Raw genomic sequence first — 15672 nt, 5'->3', positions numbered from 1 at the left:
TGGGGCCCGGGTGTGGCGAGTGGCCATCGACACGGGGGGATGGCAGGTGAAGAGCGAACTCTTCACAGAGATCGTCTTCGCCGTGGGCGGAGACATTTTCCGGTGTTCGGAGGCGGATTTCGTTCAGGAGGTAGAGGCGTTCCGTGCCCACTACCTTGAGGGCGACGGGCCAATCTTCGCGCTGTACGAGACGGTGCGATCGATTGAGGATCTGGCAGCCGCTGAGGGGCGTCACCTGACGCCGCGTGAGCAGGCTCTGATCCGGGGGATTCGACAGCGCACCTTCGTGATGTTCGAGGAGCAACTCCGTGCAGCCGGCGATCCGGGTGCCGATCCCGATTTGGCTACCGGCTAATTGAGATCATCACGCGCGGGCGTGGGCCCACTCGTCGAAGTGCTGCCGGCCCTTCTGCCACCGGGTCCCGCTGACCAACGCAGACGACCGAGCGGGTTCCCGGTTGCTGGTGTAGGCGGGTATCGACAAGAGTCGCCGCATGGCTGATTCAGGTGCCGAGGCGACGACCTCCGACGGCGAACCCACGCGGACCTTCGGTTGGTCGTACCTGTTCGTCCATCCGGACGACGACCCGCGCTCGGACGGCAACTTCGCCGACGAGCGGAGCGTTCTGGTCGAGTATCTGCGCGACCAGCGCCTCACGTTCGAGCTCAAGTGCGACGGGTTGAACGCTGAGCAGTTGGCCCGGCGGGCGGTGCCACCGTCGACGATGTCGCTGCTCGGGCTGATTCGTCACCTGGCGGAGGTGGAGCGCGGCTGGTTCCGCAGGACGATGGCCGGCCAGACCGCGCCCCCGCTGTACTGCTCCGATGACGATCCGGACGGCGACTTCGACGGCGCGGTCGCCGATTCCGCTGTGGTCGCCGAGGCGTACCGGGCCTGGCGTGCGGAGGTGACGTTCTCCGAACAGTTCGTCAGCGAGGCTGCGGATCTCGACGTGCGGGGGCGGCAACGCGACGGCAACGTCATCGTGCTGCGCAGGCTGTTGGTGCACATGATCGAGGAGTACGCGCGGCACAATGGCCACGCCGATCTCCTACGCGAGCGTATCGACGGAAGGGTGGGTCAGTGATAACCAAAGGGTTCGACGTCCGGTTGACGCGGGCGCAGGAGCGCTACGAGCAGGCCGTCTTCGGTGGTGACGCCACGTCGTTGGACGAGGCCGAGCGGGATCTCGTCGCGTTGGAGGCGGACACTGCCCTGGCCCGTGGGCGGCTGTTGCACGCCCGTTTCCTCGGGACCGGTGTGGAGGACGCGGCCGAACTGCCGTTCTTCGAGCGGGCGGCGCAGCTCTTCCGCGAGCTGGGTGACGCCCGTGGCGAGGGTGAGGCGCTGTTCTGGGTGGGCGCGGTCCACCAGGTGATCCGGCAGGACCAGGCCCCCGCCGACCCGGCCTTCGCCCGGGCGCGCGAGCTGGCGACCGAGGCGGGGGACGAGCTGACCCTGTCGTACGTGTTGCGGCACCTCTGCTTCGGCGAGCAGGCCGCCGGCCGGGTCGAGGCGGCGCGGGAGTTGCTGGAGGAGTCGACGCGGCTGCGCCGGAGGTTGAGCTTCACTCCGGGAGTGGCGGCGAACCTGATCGGGCTGGCGGACCTGGCGGCGAGCGACGGCGACCGGGACGCCGCCCGTGGCCTGCTCGACGAGGCCGCGTCACTGGCCACCAGCAGCGGCGCGCACGGTATCGCCCGTTGGATCGACGAGGCCCGCGACGAGCTGAAACTCGCCTGATGGCGGTTGGGCGAGCGGGTCCCGGAGCGTAACGCTCGACTGCGGGCGCTCCCTTTTGTTCGGCCGTGCCCATTAACACCGTTCCATGGCGAGATCCACTACTGGCAGTAGCAGGTCTGTTTTCTGGGCGTGGGTGATCAGCCTCCTGTTCGGCCTCGCGATCGGTATCCCTTCGTTCGGCCCGAAGGGAGGGGTGGCGTTCGGTGTCGCCATGGCCGTCTTCGTCGGTGTCGCGTGCGGTGCTCCCTGGAGGCGAGTCGACGGCGGCACCGACGAGGAGTCTGTCGGGGCGTCGACTCCGGCCGGAGACGGCGACGCGAGCCGGTCCTCCCGTTAGGGCAGCTCGGAGACGAGGTGACCGGTATGCCGTCGCCGAGCATGATCGGCTCGACATCGCCGAGGTCGGGGTGTCCGGGGTTCGGAATACCGCGACATCGCCGAGGTCGGGTGAATCACAGGTGGCGCTGACACGAGCTCCGCTTTCGGTCGCGGAGGCGGTGGCCGTACAGGAGGAGTTGCGGCCGCTGGTCGACCTGGTCGGGCCCGGTCCGCTCGCGCCGGAGACGGTGGCCGGCCTGGATGTGGCGTACGCCGATAGCGGTGACCTTCTCGCGGCGGCCGTGACCGTGCTGGACGCCCGGACGCTGGCCGTGGTGGATACGGCGGTCAGCGTCGGCCGGCCGGCGTTCCCCTACGTGCCGGGGTTGTTCGCCTTCCGCGAGGTGCCGGCGCTGCTTGCCGCCCTGAACACGTTGGCGACAATCCCGGACCTGCTGGTCTGTGACGGGCACGGGGTGGCGCATCCGCGCCGGTTCGGGCTGGCCTGTCACCTCGGGGTGGTCACCGGGCTGCCCGCGATCGGGGTGGGCAAGACGCCGCTGGTCGGCGAGTGGGACGCCCCGGCCGCCGAGCGGGGTGCCTGGTCGGCGCTGCGTGACGGGGGTGAGGTGGTCGGCCGGGTGCTGCGTACCCAGGACGGGGTCAAGCCGGTGTTCGTCAGCGTCGGGCACCGGATGAGTCTGGAGAACGCCACTGCCCGGGTGCTCGCACTGACGCCGCGCTATCGGCTCCCCGAGACGACGCGGACCGCCGACCGGCTCTGCCGGGACGCTCTCGCCCGGGCCGGACGCGGCAGCGGAGGCGGGTCGTAAACCGTAACGCCGCACACATGCGGGGCGCTCTATGACAGGTGGCAAGGGTGGCCCGGTAGTAGCCTGACCGGCGGACCCCGTCCGGGGAGAAACGGTGAGGTGATCATGACGCTGCGTCGACGTGCCGCACGGCTCGCGACGGTCTGCGGTCTGCTGGTCGGCCTGGTGATGCTCGGTGCGTCACCCGCGCTGGCCGACGAGGACTCGGTCCGTGTGGGTGCGGCCAGCAGCTTCGCCGCCGGAGGTTCTCCCCAGGGTGTGAACGTCGCGGTGCATAAGCGTTCGGGGGGATGCGTCCTGCTGCGCACGGCGCTGGGTCTGCGCCTCGATGGTCTCCAGCCGGATCAGGTGGCGGTGCAGGTCAACACGGGCGGGCACTGGCTGCCGGTGAGCGTCTCCGGTGGTGGCGGCACCGTGACGACCGGGCAGACCTCGCCGGCCAAGCCGACGTTGTGCAAGGGCAAGAGCATCACGGTGCGGTACCGGGTGGCGTTCGCCGCCGGTGCGCCGGGTGGTCGGCTCTACGTGACCGGTGCGGGTCTCACCGCGACCGGCCAGCAGTTGGGGCATGGTGCCGATACGGCGAAGGTCTCCGGACGGGTCTTCCCGTCGCCCACCCCGACGCCGTCGAAGAAGCCCACTCCGAGCCCCACGCCGACCGAGGTCGCGGCAGCGGGCGAGGTGGTGGACCCGGCCGCGTTGGGTCCGGCCTCCGTCGCGCCCTCCACGACGGCCGTGGCCGCCGAGTCCGGCGGTGGTTCGCCGATCATGTTCGTCGGCATCGGGCTGGTGGCGATCGGTCTGCTGCTGATCGTGCTGCTGGTCCGCCGCTTCCGGCAGGACCGCACGCCGGCCGACGAGCAGGGTCCGCTGCCGGGCAACCCCGGTGGCACCACCTACCGCGCCGGCGGTGGGTCGCCGGCCGTGCCCGGTCACCCCGGCCCGGTGTACGGCCAGCAGCCGCCGACGGTGCCCGTTCCCCGGCCCGCCCCCGGCGGCGTCTACGGAGCGCGACCCGCCACGCCTTCGCCGGACGCCACTCAGTTGCTGCCGGGTGCCCCCGGTGCTCCGGGTGCTCGCCCGGGGCCCGACGACCCCGACGGCGGCGATCACACCGTGTTCATGCCCCGGCTCCCCGGCTGAGCGGGGCGGGGCCCGGCCGCTCCGATACGCTCAGGTTCGTTGGAAACCTGCGGCCAAGGAGCGGAACTAGTGTCTGATCTGTCCCAGATCGTCAAGGCGTACGACGTCCGAGGGACGGTGCCGGACCAGTGGGACGAAAGGGCCGCCGAGGCACTCGGGGCTGCCTTCACCCAGCTGCTCAACGCCACTGACGAGCCTGGCGACGCCGTTGTCGTCGGTTACGACATGCGGGCCAGCTCGCCCGGCCTGGCGTCCGCCTTCGCCGCCGGGGTACGCGCCGAGGGGCGCTCGGTGATCGAGATCGGGCTCGCCTCCACCGACCTGCTCTACTTCGCCTCCGGCTCGCTCGGCCTGCCCGGAGCGATGTTCACGGCGAGTCACAACCCGGCGCAGTACAACGGCATCAAGATGTGCCGGTCCGGCGCCCGGCCCATCGGCCAGGACAGCGGGTTGGTCGAGATCCGCGATCGGGCGCAGGCGATGCTGGACTCGGGGACGTCGCGCCCGGCGGGCGAGCCGACCCGGCCGGCCGAGCGGCGCGATCTGCTCCCCGACTACGCCTCGTACCTGCGCAAGCTGGTCGACCTCTCCGGCATCCGGCCGCTGAAGGTGGTGGTCGACGCCGGTAACGGGATGGGCGGCTTCACCGTCCCCACCGTCCTCGGCGAGACCGCCCTGTCGGCCCTGCCGCTGGAGATCGTGCCGCTCTACTTCGAGCTGGACGGCACTTTCCCCAACCACGAGGCGAACCCGCTGGACCCGGCGAACCTGGTCGACCTTCAGCGTGCGGTGGTCGAGCACGGCGCCGACATCGGTCTGGCCTTCGACGGCGACGCCGACCGGTGCTTCGTGGTCGACGAGCGCGGTGAGCCGGTCTCGCCGTCGGCGATCACCGCGCTGGTGGCGGCACGGGAGCTGGCCAAGCACCCGGGCTCCACGGTGATCCACGGTCTGATCACCTCCAGCGCCGTCGCGGAGATCATCCGTGAGCACGGTGGGGAGCCGGTGGTCGCCCGGGTCGGGCACTCCTTCATCAAGGCCGAGATGGCCCGCACCAACGCCGTCTTCGGCGGGGAGCACTCCGCCCACTACTACTTCCGGGACTTCTGGTTCGCCGACACCGGGATGCTCGCCGCGATGCACACGCTCGCCGCCCTGGGCGAGCAGTCGTTGCCGCTGTCCGTGCTGGCCGGCGAGTACGAGCGCTACGTCGCCTCCGGCGAGATCAACTCGACGGTCGCCGACCAGGCTGCGGCGGTGGCCGACGTGCGGGCGGCGTACCCGGACGCGACGGCCGACGAGATGGACGGGCTGACGCTGCGCTTCCCCGACGGCGCCTGGTTCAACCTGCGCGCTTCCAACACCGAGCCGCTGCTGCGGCTCAACGTGGAGGCACCCACCCGCGAGCGGATGGTCTCGCTCCGGGACGAGGTGCTCGACCGCGTTCGCCGATAAGATCGCCTGCGCCGGTCGGCACCGCCGCCGGTGACCCCGCACTCGTGGAAGGAGCCGTGCCATGGCCCTGGATCCGCAGTTGCTCGAGATTCTCGCCTGCCCGGACACGCACCACGCCCCGCTCACGTACGACGCGGAGGCGCAGACGTTGACTTGCACGGAGTGCGGCCGGATCTTCGAGGTCCGCGACGACGTGCCGGTGCTGCTGCTGGACGAGGCCCGCGGCGGCCCTGGGCAGCAGTCATGATCGACGGTACGGCCGGGGTCAGCGGGCGACGCGACGCCGACGAGGCCCTGCTCGACAACCCGAACGCGCTGGCCGAGCACGATCCGGGCGACATGCTGCGGCACACCGCCTCGGGTGGCGCCCAGGTACGCGAGAGCGCCGCCCTGGCCGCCGAGGCGAACCTCGCGGTGCTCGCCGACGACGGGCGGCCGCGCGCCGTGGTCATCGCCGGTATCGGCACCGCCGGGCGTACCGGTGACGTGCTGGCCACGGTCGCCGGACCGCGCTGCCCGGTCCCGATCATCGGGCACCGCAGCGCGGGCGTACCCGGTTGGGTGGGTGCCGCCGACGTGGTGATCGCGGTGAGCGCGTCCGGTCGGAGCCCGGAGGCGCTCGGCGCCGCCGAGGCCGCGCACCGTCGCGGTGCCCGGCTGGTCGCCGTGGGCGCACCGGACTCGCAGTTGCAGTCGGTGGCCGAGCGGGCCCGCGCGCCGTTCATTCCGGTGCCCCGACGGGCGCCGGCCCGGGCCAGCCTCTGGGCGCTCACCGTGCCGGTCCTGCTGGCCGCCCGGTCGCTCGGCCTGGTGAAGGTCAACGAGGCGGACCTGGCGGAGACGGCGGCCCGGCTCGACGCGGACGCCGACCGCTGCCGCTCCGCCGCCGAGTCGTTCGTCAACCCGGCCAAGTCCCTGGCGCTGGGCCTGGCCGGCTCGATCCCGATCGTGTGGGGTTCGTCGCCGCTGGCCACCGTTGCGGCTCGTCGCTTCGGCGACACCCTCTCCGCCAACGCCCGCTACCCGGTGGTCACCGGTGCGCTGGGCGAGGCCGGGCGGGGACGGGTCGGGCTGCTGGACGGCGTCTTCGGTGGCCTGGCCGAGGGGGAGCGGGACATTTTCGCCGACCCGTCGGAGGACGACGGCGAGGGCACCCGGCTGCGGCTGGTGCTGCTGCGCGACGGCGGGCTCAACGCCGAGGACGACACCGACGAGCCACTCGCCGTCGAGGAGCGCCGCGCGGACGCGGTGCAGACCCTCGCCGAGCGCCGTGGCGTGCGGTGCGACGTGGTGACCGCCGAGGGCGGCTCGGCTCTGGAGCGGTTGGCCTCGCTGATCGCCGTACCGGATTTCGCCTCGATCTATCTTGCTCTGGCACATGGGTTGGACCCGATGGCCGTACCGGCCATCACCGAGATGAAGGAGCTGTCGAACCAGTGAACGAAAGCAGGGGGCGGCGCGGCACGAACGTCACCACGACGCGAAGCGGAGTGGTGGCGTGAGCGCGAACGGCGGGACGAAGGCGATCGTCGCCGCCCTGCTGGCCAATGTCGGCATCGCCGTCACCAAGTTCATCGCGTTCCTGCTCTCCGGGTCCTCGTCGATGCTGGCCGAGGCGGTCCACTCGGTCGCCGACTCCGGCAACCAGGGTCTGCTGCTGCTCGGCGGCAAGCGGGCCAAGCGCGCGGCCACGCCGGAACACCCCTTCGGGTACGGCCGGGAGCGCTACATCTACGCGTTCATCGTGTCGATCGTGCTGTTCAGCATCGGCGGACTGTTCGCCCTCTACGAGGCGTACCACAAGTGGTCGCACGCGGAGGGCATCACCGAGTGGCAGTGGCTTCCGGTGGCGGTGCTGCTGGCGGCGATCGCCATGGAGTCGTTCTCCTTCCGGACGGCGATCAAGGAGGCCAACCACATCCGGGGCAAGCAGTCCTGGGTGCGTTTCATCCGGCGGGCCAAGGCGCCGGAGCTGCCGGTGGTGCTGCTGGAGGACTTCGGGGCCCTGATCGGTCTGGTCTTCGCGCTCTTCGGCGTCGGCATGACGCTGATCACCGGCAACGGCCGGTGGGACGCCGCCGGCACCGCGATGATCGGCGTCCTGCTGGTGGTCATCGCCATCGTGCTGGCCATCGAGACCAAGAGCCTGCTCCTCGGTGAGGGTGCCGAGCAGCAGGACCTCGCCGCCATCGAGCGGGCCATCACCGAGGGCCCCGAGGTGGAGCGGATCATCCACATGAAGACGCTCTACCTGGGCCCGGAAGAGCTGATGGTGGCCGCGAAGATCGGCGTACCGGCCTGCGAGAGCGCCGAGGCCCTGGCCCGCGGCATCAACGCCGTGGAGGCGCGTATCCGTACCGCCGTGCCGATCGCCCGGGTGATCTACCTTGAGCCGGACATCTACAGCGTCGCCGCCGCCAAGGCGGGCACCGGCGCCGCCGCCGACACCGCCGTACCGCAGCCGGAGGACGCGGCGGGCGAGGCGGTCGGGCGGCCCGGGGTCTGAGACGGTGGAACCGCTGTACGGACCGATCCGGGACTACGCCTGGGGGTCCCGCTCCGCCATCGCGCTGTTGCAGGGGCGGCCGGTGCCCAGCGCCGGACCGGAGGCAGAGCTGTGGTTGGGTGCCCACCCGGGCGCGCCGGCGAGCGTGGAGCGCGCCGGAGCCCGGGTGAGCCTCTGTGACCTGGTACACGACGAGCCGGGGCAGTGGCTGGGGCAACGGGTGACCGACCGGTTCGGCACCCGGCTGCCGTTCCTGCTCAAGGTTCTCGCCGCCGACGCGCCGCTGAGCCTGCAGGCACACCCGGACGCCGAACAGGCCCGGGCGGGGTTCGCCGCCGAGGCGGATCTCCCTCCGGGGGAGCGCAACTACTCGGACCCGCACCACAAGCCGGAGTTGCTGGTCGCGCTCACCCCGTTCGAGGCGCTGTGCGGGTTCCGCGATCCGGTGGAGTCGGCTGAGGCGCTCGCCGCGTTCGGCGTACCCGAGTTGGCGCCGGTGGTGGACGCGCTGCGGACCGGACCGGCTGGCCTGCGCACGGCGGTGGCGACGCTGCTCGGCTGGCCGGTCGCCGAGCGCGACGGGCTGCTGCGTGCCGTCCTCTCGTCGGCTGCCGACAGCCCGGACGCCGAGTTGGCCCACCGGCTGGCGAAGGCGTATCCGGGCGACCCGGGCGTGCTGGTGGCCCTGCTGCTGCACCACCTGCGACTGGTGCCGGGCGAGGGGATCTGGATGCCCGCCGGCAACCTGCACGCGTACCTGAGCGGCTGCGGCGTCGAGATCATGGCGGCCAGCGACAACGTGCTGCGCGGTGGCCTCACCCCCAAGCGGGTCGACGTGGACGAGTTGTTGCGGGTGCTGCGCTTCGAGGTGCTCGACGAACCGGTCCGTGCCGCCCGACACGTCGGCCCGGGGGTGGACTGCTGGGCGGTGCCGGTGGACGACTTCGCGCTGCACCGGGTGCGGGTCGGCGCTGCCGTGCCGGAGGCCACCCTGGCGCTGCCCGGCCCCCGGGTCGTGCTGTGCGGCGCGGGCTCGGTGACGGTCGACGACGGGGCGGGTGCCCTGACGCTGACGTCCGGCCAGGCGGCGATCGGCACGGCGGCCGGCGAGTTGCTGCGGATCACGGGTGACGGTGAGGCGTACGTGGCGACGTCGGGCCTGCGCTGACCCGACACAAGTCCGACTTTCCCGGAATAGCTTGACTCAGCTTTGGCCGAGTGTGACTCTATGAGTACGCAGCGTTATCGCGACGACGGTCCGGCAACGTGCGGGGAACCAAACCGGGGGGATGCGCGGGGCGGGCGGAGGCGGGCAGCAGGTCTGTCCACCACCGACCGCCCCGTGCGCTGTCCGCTGCCCGTCCCCCGGCGGCCCTCGTCGGCGCGCGTAAGGTGGAGGATCGGCGTAGACATCGTTCGACAGGAGCTTTCATGACCAGCACCCTCCCGGCGGCCGCCAGCGGCACGCCGTCCGAGGCTCGGCCGAGCACGCTCGCCGAGGGCGACTTCAAGGTGGCGGATCTGTCGCTCGCCGAGTTCGGGCGCAAGGAGATCCAGCTCGCCGAGCACGAGATGCCCGGCCTGATGGCGATCCGGCGGGAGTTCGCCGACGCGCAGCCGCTCGCCGGCGCGCGGATCACCGGCTCGCTGCACATGACCATCCAGACCGCCGTCCTGATCGAGACGCTGGTCGCCCTCGGCGCACAGGTCCGCTGGGCGTCCTGCAACATCTTCTCCACCCAGGACCACGCCGCCGCCGCGATCGTCGTCGGCTCGGACGGCACCCCCGACGCCCCCGCCGGGGTCCCCGTCTACGCCTGGAAGGGCGAGACGCTGCCCGAGTACTGGTGGTGCACCGAGCAGGTGCTCCTCTGGCCGGACGGGCAGGGCCCCAACATGATCCTCGACGACGGCGGTGACGCCACCCTGCTCGTGCACAAGGGCGCCGAGTTCGAGAAGGCCGGCGTCGTGCCGCCGGTCGAGTCCGCCGACTCCGAGGAGTACGCGGTCATCCTCGAACTGCTGCACCGCTCGCTGGGCGAGGACGGCCAGCGTTGGGCCCGGGTCGCCGCCGGCATCAAGGGCGTGACCGAGGAGACCACCACCGGCGTGCACCGCCTCTACGAGATGCACCGCGCCGGCACGCTGCTCTTTCCGGCCATCAACGTCAACGACTCGGTCACCAAGAGCAAGTTCGACAACAAGTACGGCTGCCGGCACTCCCTGATCGACGGCATCAACCGCGCCACCGACGTGCTGATCGGCGGCAAGATGGCGGTCGTCATGGGCTACGGCGACGTGGGCAAGGGCTGCGCCGAGTCGCTGCGTGGCCAGGGTGCCCGGGTCGTGGTGACCGAGGTCGACCCGATCTGCGCCCTCCAGGCGGCGATGGACGGTTACCAGGTCGCCACCCTGGACGACGTTGTCGAGCAGGCGGACATCTTCATCACCGCCACCGGCTGCTTCGACGTCATCACCAACGAGCACATGGCCCGGATGAAGCACCAGGCCATCGTCGGCAACATCGGCCACTTCGACAACGAGATCGACATGGCCGGCCTGGCCAAGCGCTCCGACGTGGAGCGGATCAACATCAAGCCGCAGGTCGACCTGTGGCGGTTCGCCGACGGGCACGCCATCATCGTGCTGTCCGAGGGGCGTCTGCTGAACCTGGGCAACGCCACCGGGCACCCGAGCTTCGTCATGTCGAACTCGTTCGCCAACCAGACGATCGCCCAGATCGAGCTGTTCACCAAGACCGAGGAGTACCCGGTCGGCGTCTACGTGCTGCCCAAGCACCTGGACGAGAAGGTCGCCCGCCTGCACCTGGGCGCGCTCGGCGCGAAGCTGAGCACGCTCACCAAGGAGCAGGCCGCGTACCTGGGCGTCTCCCAGGAGGGCCCGTTCAAGCCGGACCACTACCGCTACTGATCGACGTCACCGAACCGGGTCGGCTGCACAAAGCCGGCCCGGTTCGTCGTACCCGCAGCCCCTACCCTCCGCGATCTTGCAGTTTCTGTTGTGGATTTGCGGCGCTTGCCCCGCTGTGTCGCCACAGAAAGTGCAAGATCGCGGGGGTGTGGGGTGGGGCCGGGGTGCGGGGGGTGCGGGGGTGGGGGTTAGCGGGGGCGGCGGCGGGTGGGGCGGAGCCAGGTCCAGGCGCACCAGGCGAGCCAGCCCAGTGACACGACGGTGGCAAGTGCTCGCTGGCGCAGGGCGCTGAGCAGCATCACCACGGCCAGCACCGCCAGCCACGGCAGGAAGGCTTTCACGACGGGGATCCTCGCACGGCCGGTCGATGAACGGCGTACGACGGGGCGTCGAAGGCCAGGTCACGGGAAGAGTGAGCTTGCCATGAACAACTTGACGAGGCCCCTGAACTGGAGGAAGGTATGGCTGCCCTAAGTTAGCTGAGGCGTGCCTAATGAACACGGAGCTCGGATGTTCGCCACCTACCTGATCGGCCTGCGGGAAGGCCTGGAAGCGACCCTGGTGGTCAGCATCCTGGTCGCCTTCCTGGTGAAGTCGCAGCGCCGGGACCGGTTGCCCCAGGTGTGGGCGGGCGTCGCCCTGGCCGTGGTGCTCTCCGTGCTGTTCGGCTGGCTCATCGAGTACACCTCGACCTCGCTGCTGGCCCGATCCGAGGATCGTGAGCTGTTCGAGGCGATCACCTCCGTCGCCGCAGTGGTGTTCGTCACCTGGATGATCTTCTGGATGCGCAAGGCGGCCCGCACCATCGCGGGTGAGCTGCGCGGCAAGCTGACCGAGGCGCTGGCCGTCGGGTCGCTCGCCGTCGCCGGGATGGCCTTCCTCGCGGTGATCCGGGAGGGCCTGGAGACCGCGCTGATCTTCTACTCCGCCGCACAGGGCGCGGCTGGGGACAGCGGGCCGCTGCTCGCCCTGGTCGGCGGCATCGTCACCGCCATCGTGCTCGGCGTGCTGCTCTACGCCAGCGCCCTGCGGATCAACCTCAGCAAGTTCTTCACCTGGACCGGCGCGCTGCTGATCCTGGTCGCCGCCGGCATCCTCAAGTACGGCGTCCACGACTTCCAGGAGGCCGGTGTCCTGCCCGGCCTCGGCGACCTCGCCTTCGACATCACAGGCGTGCTCGACCCGACCACCTGGTACGCGGCGCTGCTGGCCGGCATGTTCAACGTGACCCCCGCGCCCACCGTGCTCGAGACGATCGCCTGGATCGGGTACGCCGTTCCGGTCCTGGTGATCTTCCTGCGCCCGACCCGCCGTACCCCCGCGCCGGGCGCAACCACCGCGAAGCCTTCCGCGCCGGTACCGGCCGCAGCTTCGCCGTCCACCACCACCGTCACGGAGCGCGGGGCCGACACCGGCACCGAGGCCGAGGCCGAGGCGGCATCCGCGCCGCAGCGTGCCTGACCCCCACGAGGAGAAACAGCTCAGATGCGTACCACCCGATTCTTCGCGCTGGCCGCTGCCGGTGTGTTGGCGACGACCGGCATCGCCGCCTGCTCCAAGGACGACTCCGGTAAGTCGGACGCGGCGGGCGGCCCGATCGTGGTCAAGGCCACCGACACGGCCTGCGACGTCGCCACGACCGACCTCGGCGCCGGCACCGCCACCTTCAAGATCACCAACTCGGGCGCGAAGGTGACCGAGTTCTACGTGTACGCCTCCGGCGACCGGGTGATGGGTGAGGTGGAGAACATCGCCCCCGGGCTGAGCCGCGAGCTGCACGTCGAGTTGCCGGCCGGCACGTACGAGACGGCCTGCAAGCCGGGCATGAGCGGCAAGGGCATCCGGGGGGCGCTCAAGGTCAGCGGGTCCGCGCAGCCGCTGACCGCCGACGCGGCCCTGGCCGGCGCCACCGACAACTACCAGCGCTACGTCAAGAGCCAGACCTCCGCGCTGCTGGAGAAGACCGAGGAGTTCGTCGCCGCCGTGAAGGCCGGCGACGTGGCGAAGGCCAAGGGCCTCTACCCGGTCGCCCGCACCTACTGGGAGCGGATCGAGCCGGTGGCCGAGATCTTCGGCGACCTCGACCCCAAGATCGACGGCCGCGAGGAGGTCATCGAGGAGGGGATGGAGTTCACCGGCTTCCACCGGATCGAGAAGGACCTCTGGCAGTCCGGCGACATCAGCAAGGACGGTCCGATCGCCGACCGGCTGCTGGTCGACGTCAAGGAGATCGTGGCGAAGGCCAACGCCGAGAAGCTCTCGCCGCTCCAGCTCGCCAACGGCGCGAAGGAGCTGCTCGACGAGGTCGCCAGCGGCAAGATCACCGGCGAGGAGGACCGCTACTCGCACACCGACCTGTGGGACTTCGCCGCCAACCTGGAAGGTTCCAAGGCGGCGCTGTCCGCCCTGCGGCCCGCGCTCGAGCAGCGTTCGCCGGAGCTGGTCAAGCAGCTCGACACCGAGTTCGCGAACGTCGAGGCGCAGCTCGGCAAGCACCGCGACGGCGACGGGTGGAAGCTGCACACCGCGTTGAGCAAGGCCGAGCTCAAGGAGCTCTCGGACGGCATCAACGCGCTCGCCGAGCCGATCAGCAAGGTCGCCGCAGTCGTCGCCAAGTGACCGGGACGCAGGGGGAGTCGAGTCGATGAGCGTACGCAGGTTGACCCGTCGGCGGGCTATCACGCTCGCCGGCGCGGGGGTGGCCGGAGTCGCCGGGGTGGCCGCTGGCGCGGGTGCGCTCGTCGGCGACTCCCGTGGCCCGGCGGCAGCCAGTGACCATCCGGCGGGCGCGGTGCCGTTCTTCGGCGAGCACCAGGCCGGCATCGTCACCCCGGCCCAGGACCGGCTGCACTTCGTCGCCTTCGACGTCATCACGAAGGACCGGGCCCGCCTGGCCGGGATGCTCGAGGAGTGGACGGCCGCCGCCGCCCGGATGACGGCCGGCCGTGACGCCGGTGTCCTCGGGGCGGTCGGCGGGATGCCGGAAGCCCCGCCGGACGACACCGGCGAGGCCCTCGGACTCCCGCCGTCGCAGCTCACCCTGACGATCGGCTTCGGTCCGACGCTGTTCCGCGATGCCGACGGGCGGGACCGGTTCGGGATCGCCGACCGCCGCCCGGCCGCCCTCGCGGAGCTGCCCAGGTTCCCCGGCGACGCGTTGCAGGCTCCGATCTCCGGCGGCGACCTGTGCGTGCAGGCGTGCTCCAACGACCCCCAGGTGGCGGTGCACGCGATCCGCAACCTGGCACGGATCGGCATGGGGGTGGTCAGCGTCCGCTGGTCGCAACTCGGCTTCGGCCGTACCTCGTCGACCTCCCGCGACCAGGCGACCGCCCGCAACCTGTTCGGCTTCAAGGACGGCACGGCCAACCTCAAGGCCGAGGAGACCGATCTGCTCCGCGACCAACTGTGGGTGCAGCCCGGCGACGGGCCGGACTGGATGACGGGCGGGTCGTACCTGGTCACCCGGAAGATCCGGATGATCGTGGAGACCTGGGACCGGACCCCGCTGGCCGAGCAGGAGGAGATCGTCGGTCGGACCAAGGGCAGCGGCGCCCCGCTCGGGCGCAGCAAGGAGTTCGACGAGCCGGACTTCGCGGCACGCGGTGACGACGGCAAGCCGCTGATCGCCGAGCACGCCCACGTCGCCCTGGCCCATCCGAGCCGCAACAACGGCGCGCACCTGCTGCGCCGTGGCTACAACTTCGTCGACGGTTCGGACGGTCTCGGTCGGCTCGACGCCGGTCTCTTCTTCATCGCCTACCAGCGGGACCCGCGCCGGCAGTTCGTGCCGATCCAGACCCAGTTGGCCCGCCACGACGTGATGAACGAGTACCTGCGGCACGTCTCCAGCGGCCTGTTCGCGTGCCCGCCCGGTGTACGCGACGGTGGCGACCACTGGGGCCGGGCGCTCTTCGGCTGACCGGCGGCGCAACCCGTCCGAGCTGTGGTGGCGGCGGACCGCGTCGAGGGGGGATCATGAGGCTGTCCGTGCCGGGTGACGCCGGTCCCACCGATCTGAACGGGGATGCAATATTAATCCCATGAGAGCCCGGGTACTGGTGGTCGACGACGACCCCGCACTCGCCGAGATGCTCGGTATCGTGCTGCGCAGTGAGGGTTTCCTGCCCTCGTTCGTGGCCGATGGCGAGCGGGCGTTGGCCGCGTTTCGTGACAGCCGGCCGGACATCGTCCTGCTCGACCTGATGTTGCCCGGAATGAGTGGTATCGACGTGGCGCGGTCGATCCGTGCCGAGTCCGGCGTGCCGATCGTCATGCTGACCGCCAAGAGCGACACCGTGGACGTCGTCCTCGGGCTCGAGTCCGGCGCCGACGACTACGTGGTCAAGCCGTTCAAGCCGAAGGAGCTGGTGGCCCGGATGCGGGCCCGGCTGCGCCGTGGCGAGGACGTCGCGCCGGAGATGCTGACCATCGGTCCGCCCGGCAACCAGATCACCATCGACGTGCCCGCCCACACCGTCAGCCGCAACGACGAGGAGGTGAAGCTGACGCCGTTGGAGTTCGACCTGCTGGTCGCGCTCGCCCGCAAACCGCGTCAGGTCTTCACCCGCGAGGTCCTGCTGGAGCAGGTCTGGGGCTACCGGCACGCCGCCGACACCCGACTTGTCAACGTGCACGTGCAGCGGCTGCGCGCCAAGATCGAGCCAGATCCGGAACGGCCGGAAATCATCCTCACCGTGCGGGGCGTGGGCTACAAGGCGGGTACCGGATAGCCTGGTCAC

At 70.9% G+C, this 15672-nt stretch carries 16 protein-coding genes; 15 read left to right on the top strand and 1 reads right to left on the bottom strand.

Annotation, left to right across the window (positions count from 1 at the left end):
• The first annotated feature begins 19 nt into the window (after window positions 1-19).
• The 11 genes from ABZV06_RS26900 to ahcY all read left to right on the top strand — a co-directional run bounded on the left by ABZV06_RS26900 (window position 20) and on the right by ahcY (window position 10930).
• The gene (locus tag ABZV06_RS26900; protein ID WP_355624945.1) at window positions 20-355 is read left to right on the top strand and encodes a hypothetical protein; all 336 of its coding nucleotides are present in this window, start codon (window positions 20-22) and stop codon (window positions 353-355) included.
• Window positions 356-494: 139 nt separating this feature from the next.
• Window positions 495-1088: a DinB family protein gene (locus tag ABZV06_RS26895; RefSeq protein WP_355624943.1), complete on the top strand. Its 594-nt coding sequence runs from the start codon at window positions 495-497 to the stop codon at window positions 1086-1088.
• The gene (locus tag ABZV06_RS26890) at window positions 1085-1744 is read left to right on the top strand and encodes a tetratricopeptide repeat protein (protein ID WP_355624941.1); all 660 of its coding nucleotides are present in this window, start codon (window positions 1085-1087) and stop codon (window positions 1742-1744) included. Before ABZV06_RS26895 ends, ABZV06_RS26890 begins: the two co-directional genes overlap by 4 nt.
• Before the next feature lie 464 nt (window positions 1745-2208).
• Window positions 2209-2895, top strand: coding sequence for a deoxyribonuclease V (nfi, locus tag ABZV06_RS26885; RefSeq protein WP_355239845.1), 687 nt, complete (start codon window positions 2209-2211; stop codon window positions 2893-2895).
• Between the two features lie 105 nt (window positions 2896-3000).
• Window positions 3001-4038 (top strand): hypothetical protein, encoded by a 1038-nt coding sequence (locus tag ABZV06_RS26880; RefSeq protein ID WP_355624939.1) that lies wholly within the window; start codon window positions 3001-3003, stop codon window positions 4036-4038.
• 69 nt (window positions 4039-4107) lie between these two features.
• Entirely contained in the window at window positions 4108-5493 is a 1386-nt protein-coding gene (locus tag ABZV06_RS26875) for a phosphomannomutase/phosphoglucomutase (RefSeq protein WP_355624937.1), read from the top strand.
• Window positions 5494-5554: 61 nt separating this feature from the next.
• Window positions 5555-5740, top strand: a complete 186-nt coding sequence (locus tag ABZV06_RS26870) for a Trm112 family protein (protein WP_007455824.1) — start codon at window positions 5555-5557, stop codon at window positions 5738-5740.
• Window positions 5737-6933 carry an SIS domain-containing protein gene (locus tag ABZV06_RS26865; protein WP_355239761.1) on the top strand — a complete coding sequence of 399 codons (1197 nt, stop codon included), beginning with the start codon at window positions 5737-5739 and terminating at the stop codon, window positions 6931-6933. The genes ABZV06_RS26870 and ABZV06_RS26865 overlap by 4 nt, the downstream gene beginning before the upstream one ends.
• Window positions 6934-6991: 58 nt before the next feature.
• Complete coding sequence (locus tag ABZV06_RS26860) at window positions 6992-7999, top strand: cation diffusion facilitator family transporter (protein ID WP_355239763.1); 1008 nt, start codon at window positions 6992-6994, stop codon at window positions 7997-7999.
• A 4-nt stretch (window positions 8000-8003) separates the two neighbouring features.
• Window positions 8004-9167 (top strand): mannose-6-phosphate isomerase, class I, encoded by a 1164-nt coding sequence (manA, locus tag ABZV06_RS26855; protein ID WP_355624935.1) that lies wholly within the window; start codon window positions 8004-8006, stop codon window positions 9165-9167.
• A gap of 263 nt (window positions 9168-9430) precedes the next feature.
• Complete coding sequence (gene ahcY / locus ABZV06_RS26850; protein WP_355624933.1) at window positions 9431-10930, top strand: adenosylhomocysteinase; 1500 nt, start codon at window positions 9431-9433, stop codon at window positions 10928-10930.
• 188 nt (window positions 10931-11118) lie between these two features.
• Here ahcY and ABZV06_RS26845 read toward each other — a convergent pair whose 3' ends face one another.
• On the bottom strand, window positions 11119-11271 hold the full coding sequence (locus ABZV06_RS26845) for a hypothetical protein (protein ID WP_355239768.1): 153 nt from the start codon (window positions 11269-11271) through the stop codon (window positions 11119-11121).
• Between the two features lie 169 nt (window positions 11272-11440).
• On the opposite strand from ABZV06_RS26845, the gene efeU reads away from it, so the two are divergent.
• The 4 genes from efeU (at window position 11441) to mtrA (ending at window position 15663) form a co-directional block, all read left to right on the top strand.
• Complete coding sequence (gene efeU, locus ABZV06_RS26840) at window positions 11441-12391, top strand: iron uptake transporter permease EfeU (RefSeq protein WP_355624931.1); 951 nt, start codon at window positions 11441-11443, stop codon at window positions 12389-12391.
• A gap of 24 nt (window positions 12392-12415) precedes the next feature.
• A complete protein-coding gene (gene efeO, locus ABZV06_RS26835; RefSeq protein WP_355239773.1) occupies window positions 12416-13549 on the top strand; it encodes an iron uptake system protein EfeO in 1134 nt (377 codons plus the stop codon).
• Window positions 13550-13574: 25 nt separating this feature from the next.
• Window positions 13575-14852 carry an iron uptake transporter deferrochelatase/peroxidase subunit gene (efeB, locus tag ABZV06_RS26830; RefSeq protein ID WP_355239776.1) on the top strand — a complete coding sequence of 426 codons (1278 nt, stop codon included), beginning with the start codon at window positions 13575-13577 and terminating at the stop codon, window positions 14850-14852.
• A 121-nt stretch (window positions 14853-14973) separates the two neighbouring features.
• A complete protein-coding gene (gene mtrA, locus ABZV06_RS26825) occupies window positions 14974-15663 on the top strand; it encodes an MtrAB system response regulator MtrA (protein ID WP_007455837.1) in 690 nt (229 codons plus the stop codon).
• Window positions 15664-15672: the final 9 nt, after the last annotated feature.

This window comes from Micromonospora sp. NPDC005172 (assembly GCF_040608555.1).
In the GTDB taxonomy this organism is placed as follows: Bacteria; Actinomycetota; Actinomycetes; order Mycobacteriales; family Micromonosporaceae; genus Micromonospora.
The sequence above is the reverse complement of the archived record's forward strand: the minus strand, read 5'-3'. Positions and strand labels throughout refer to the sequence as shown.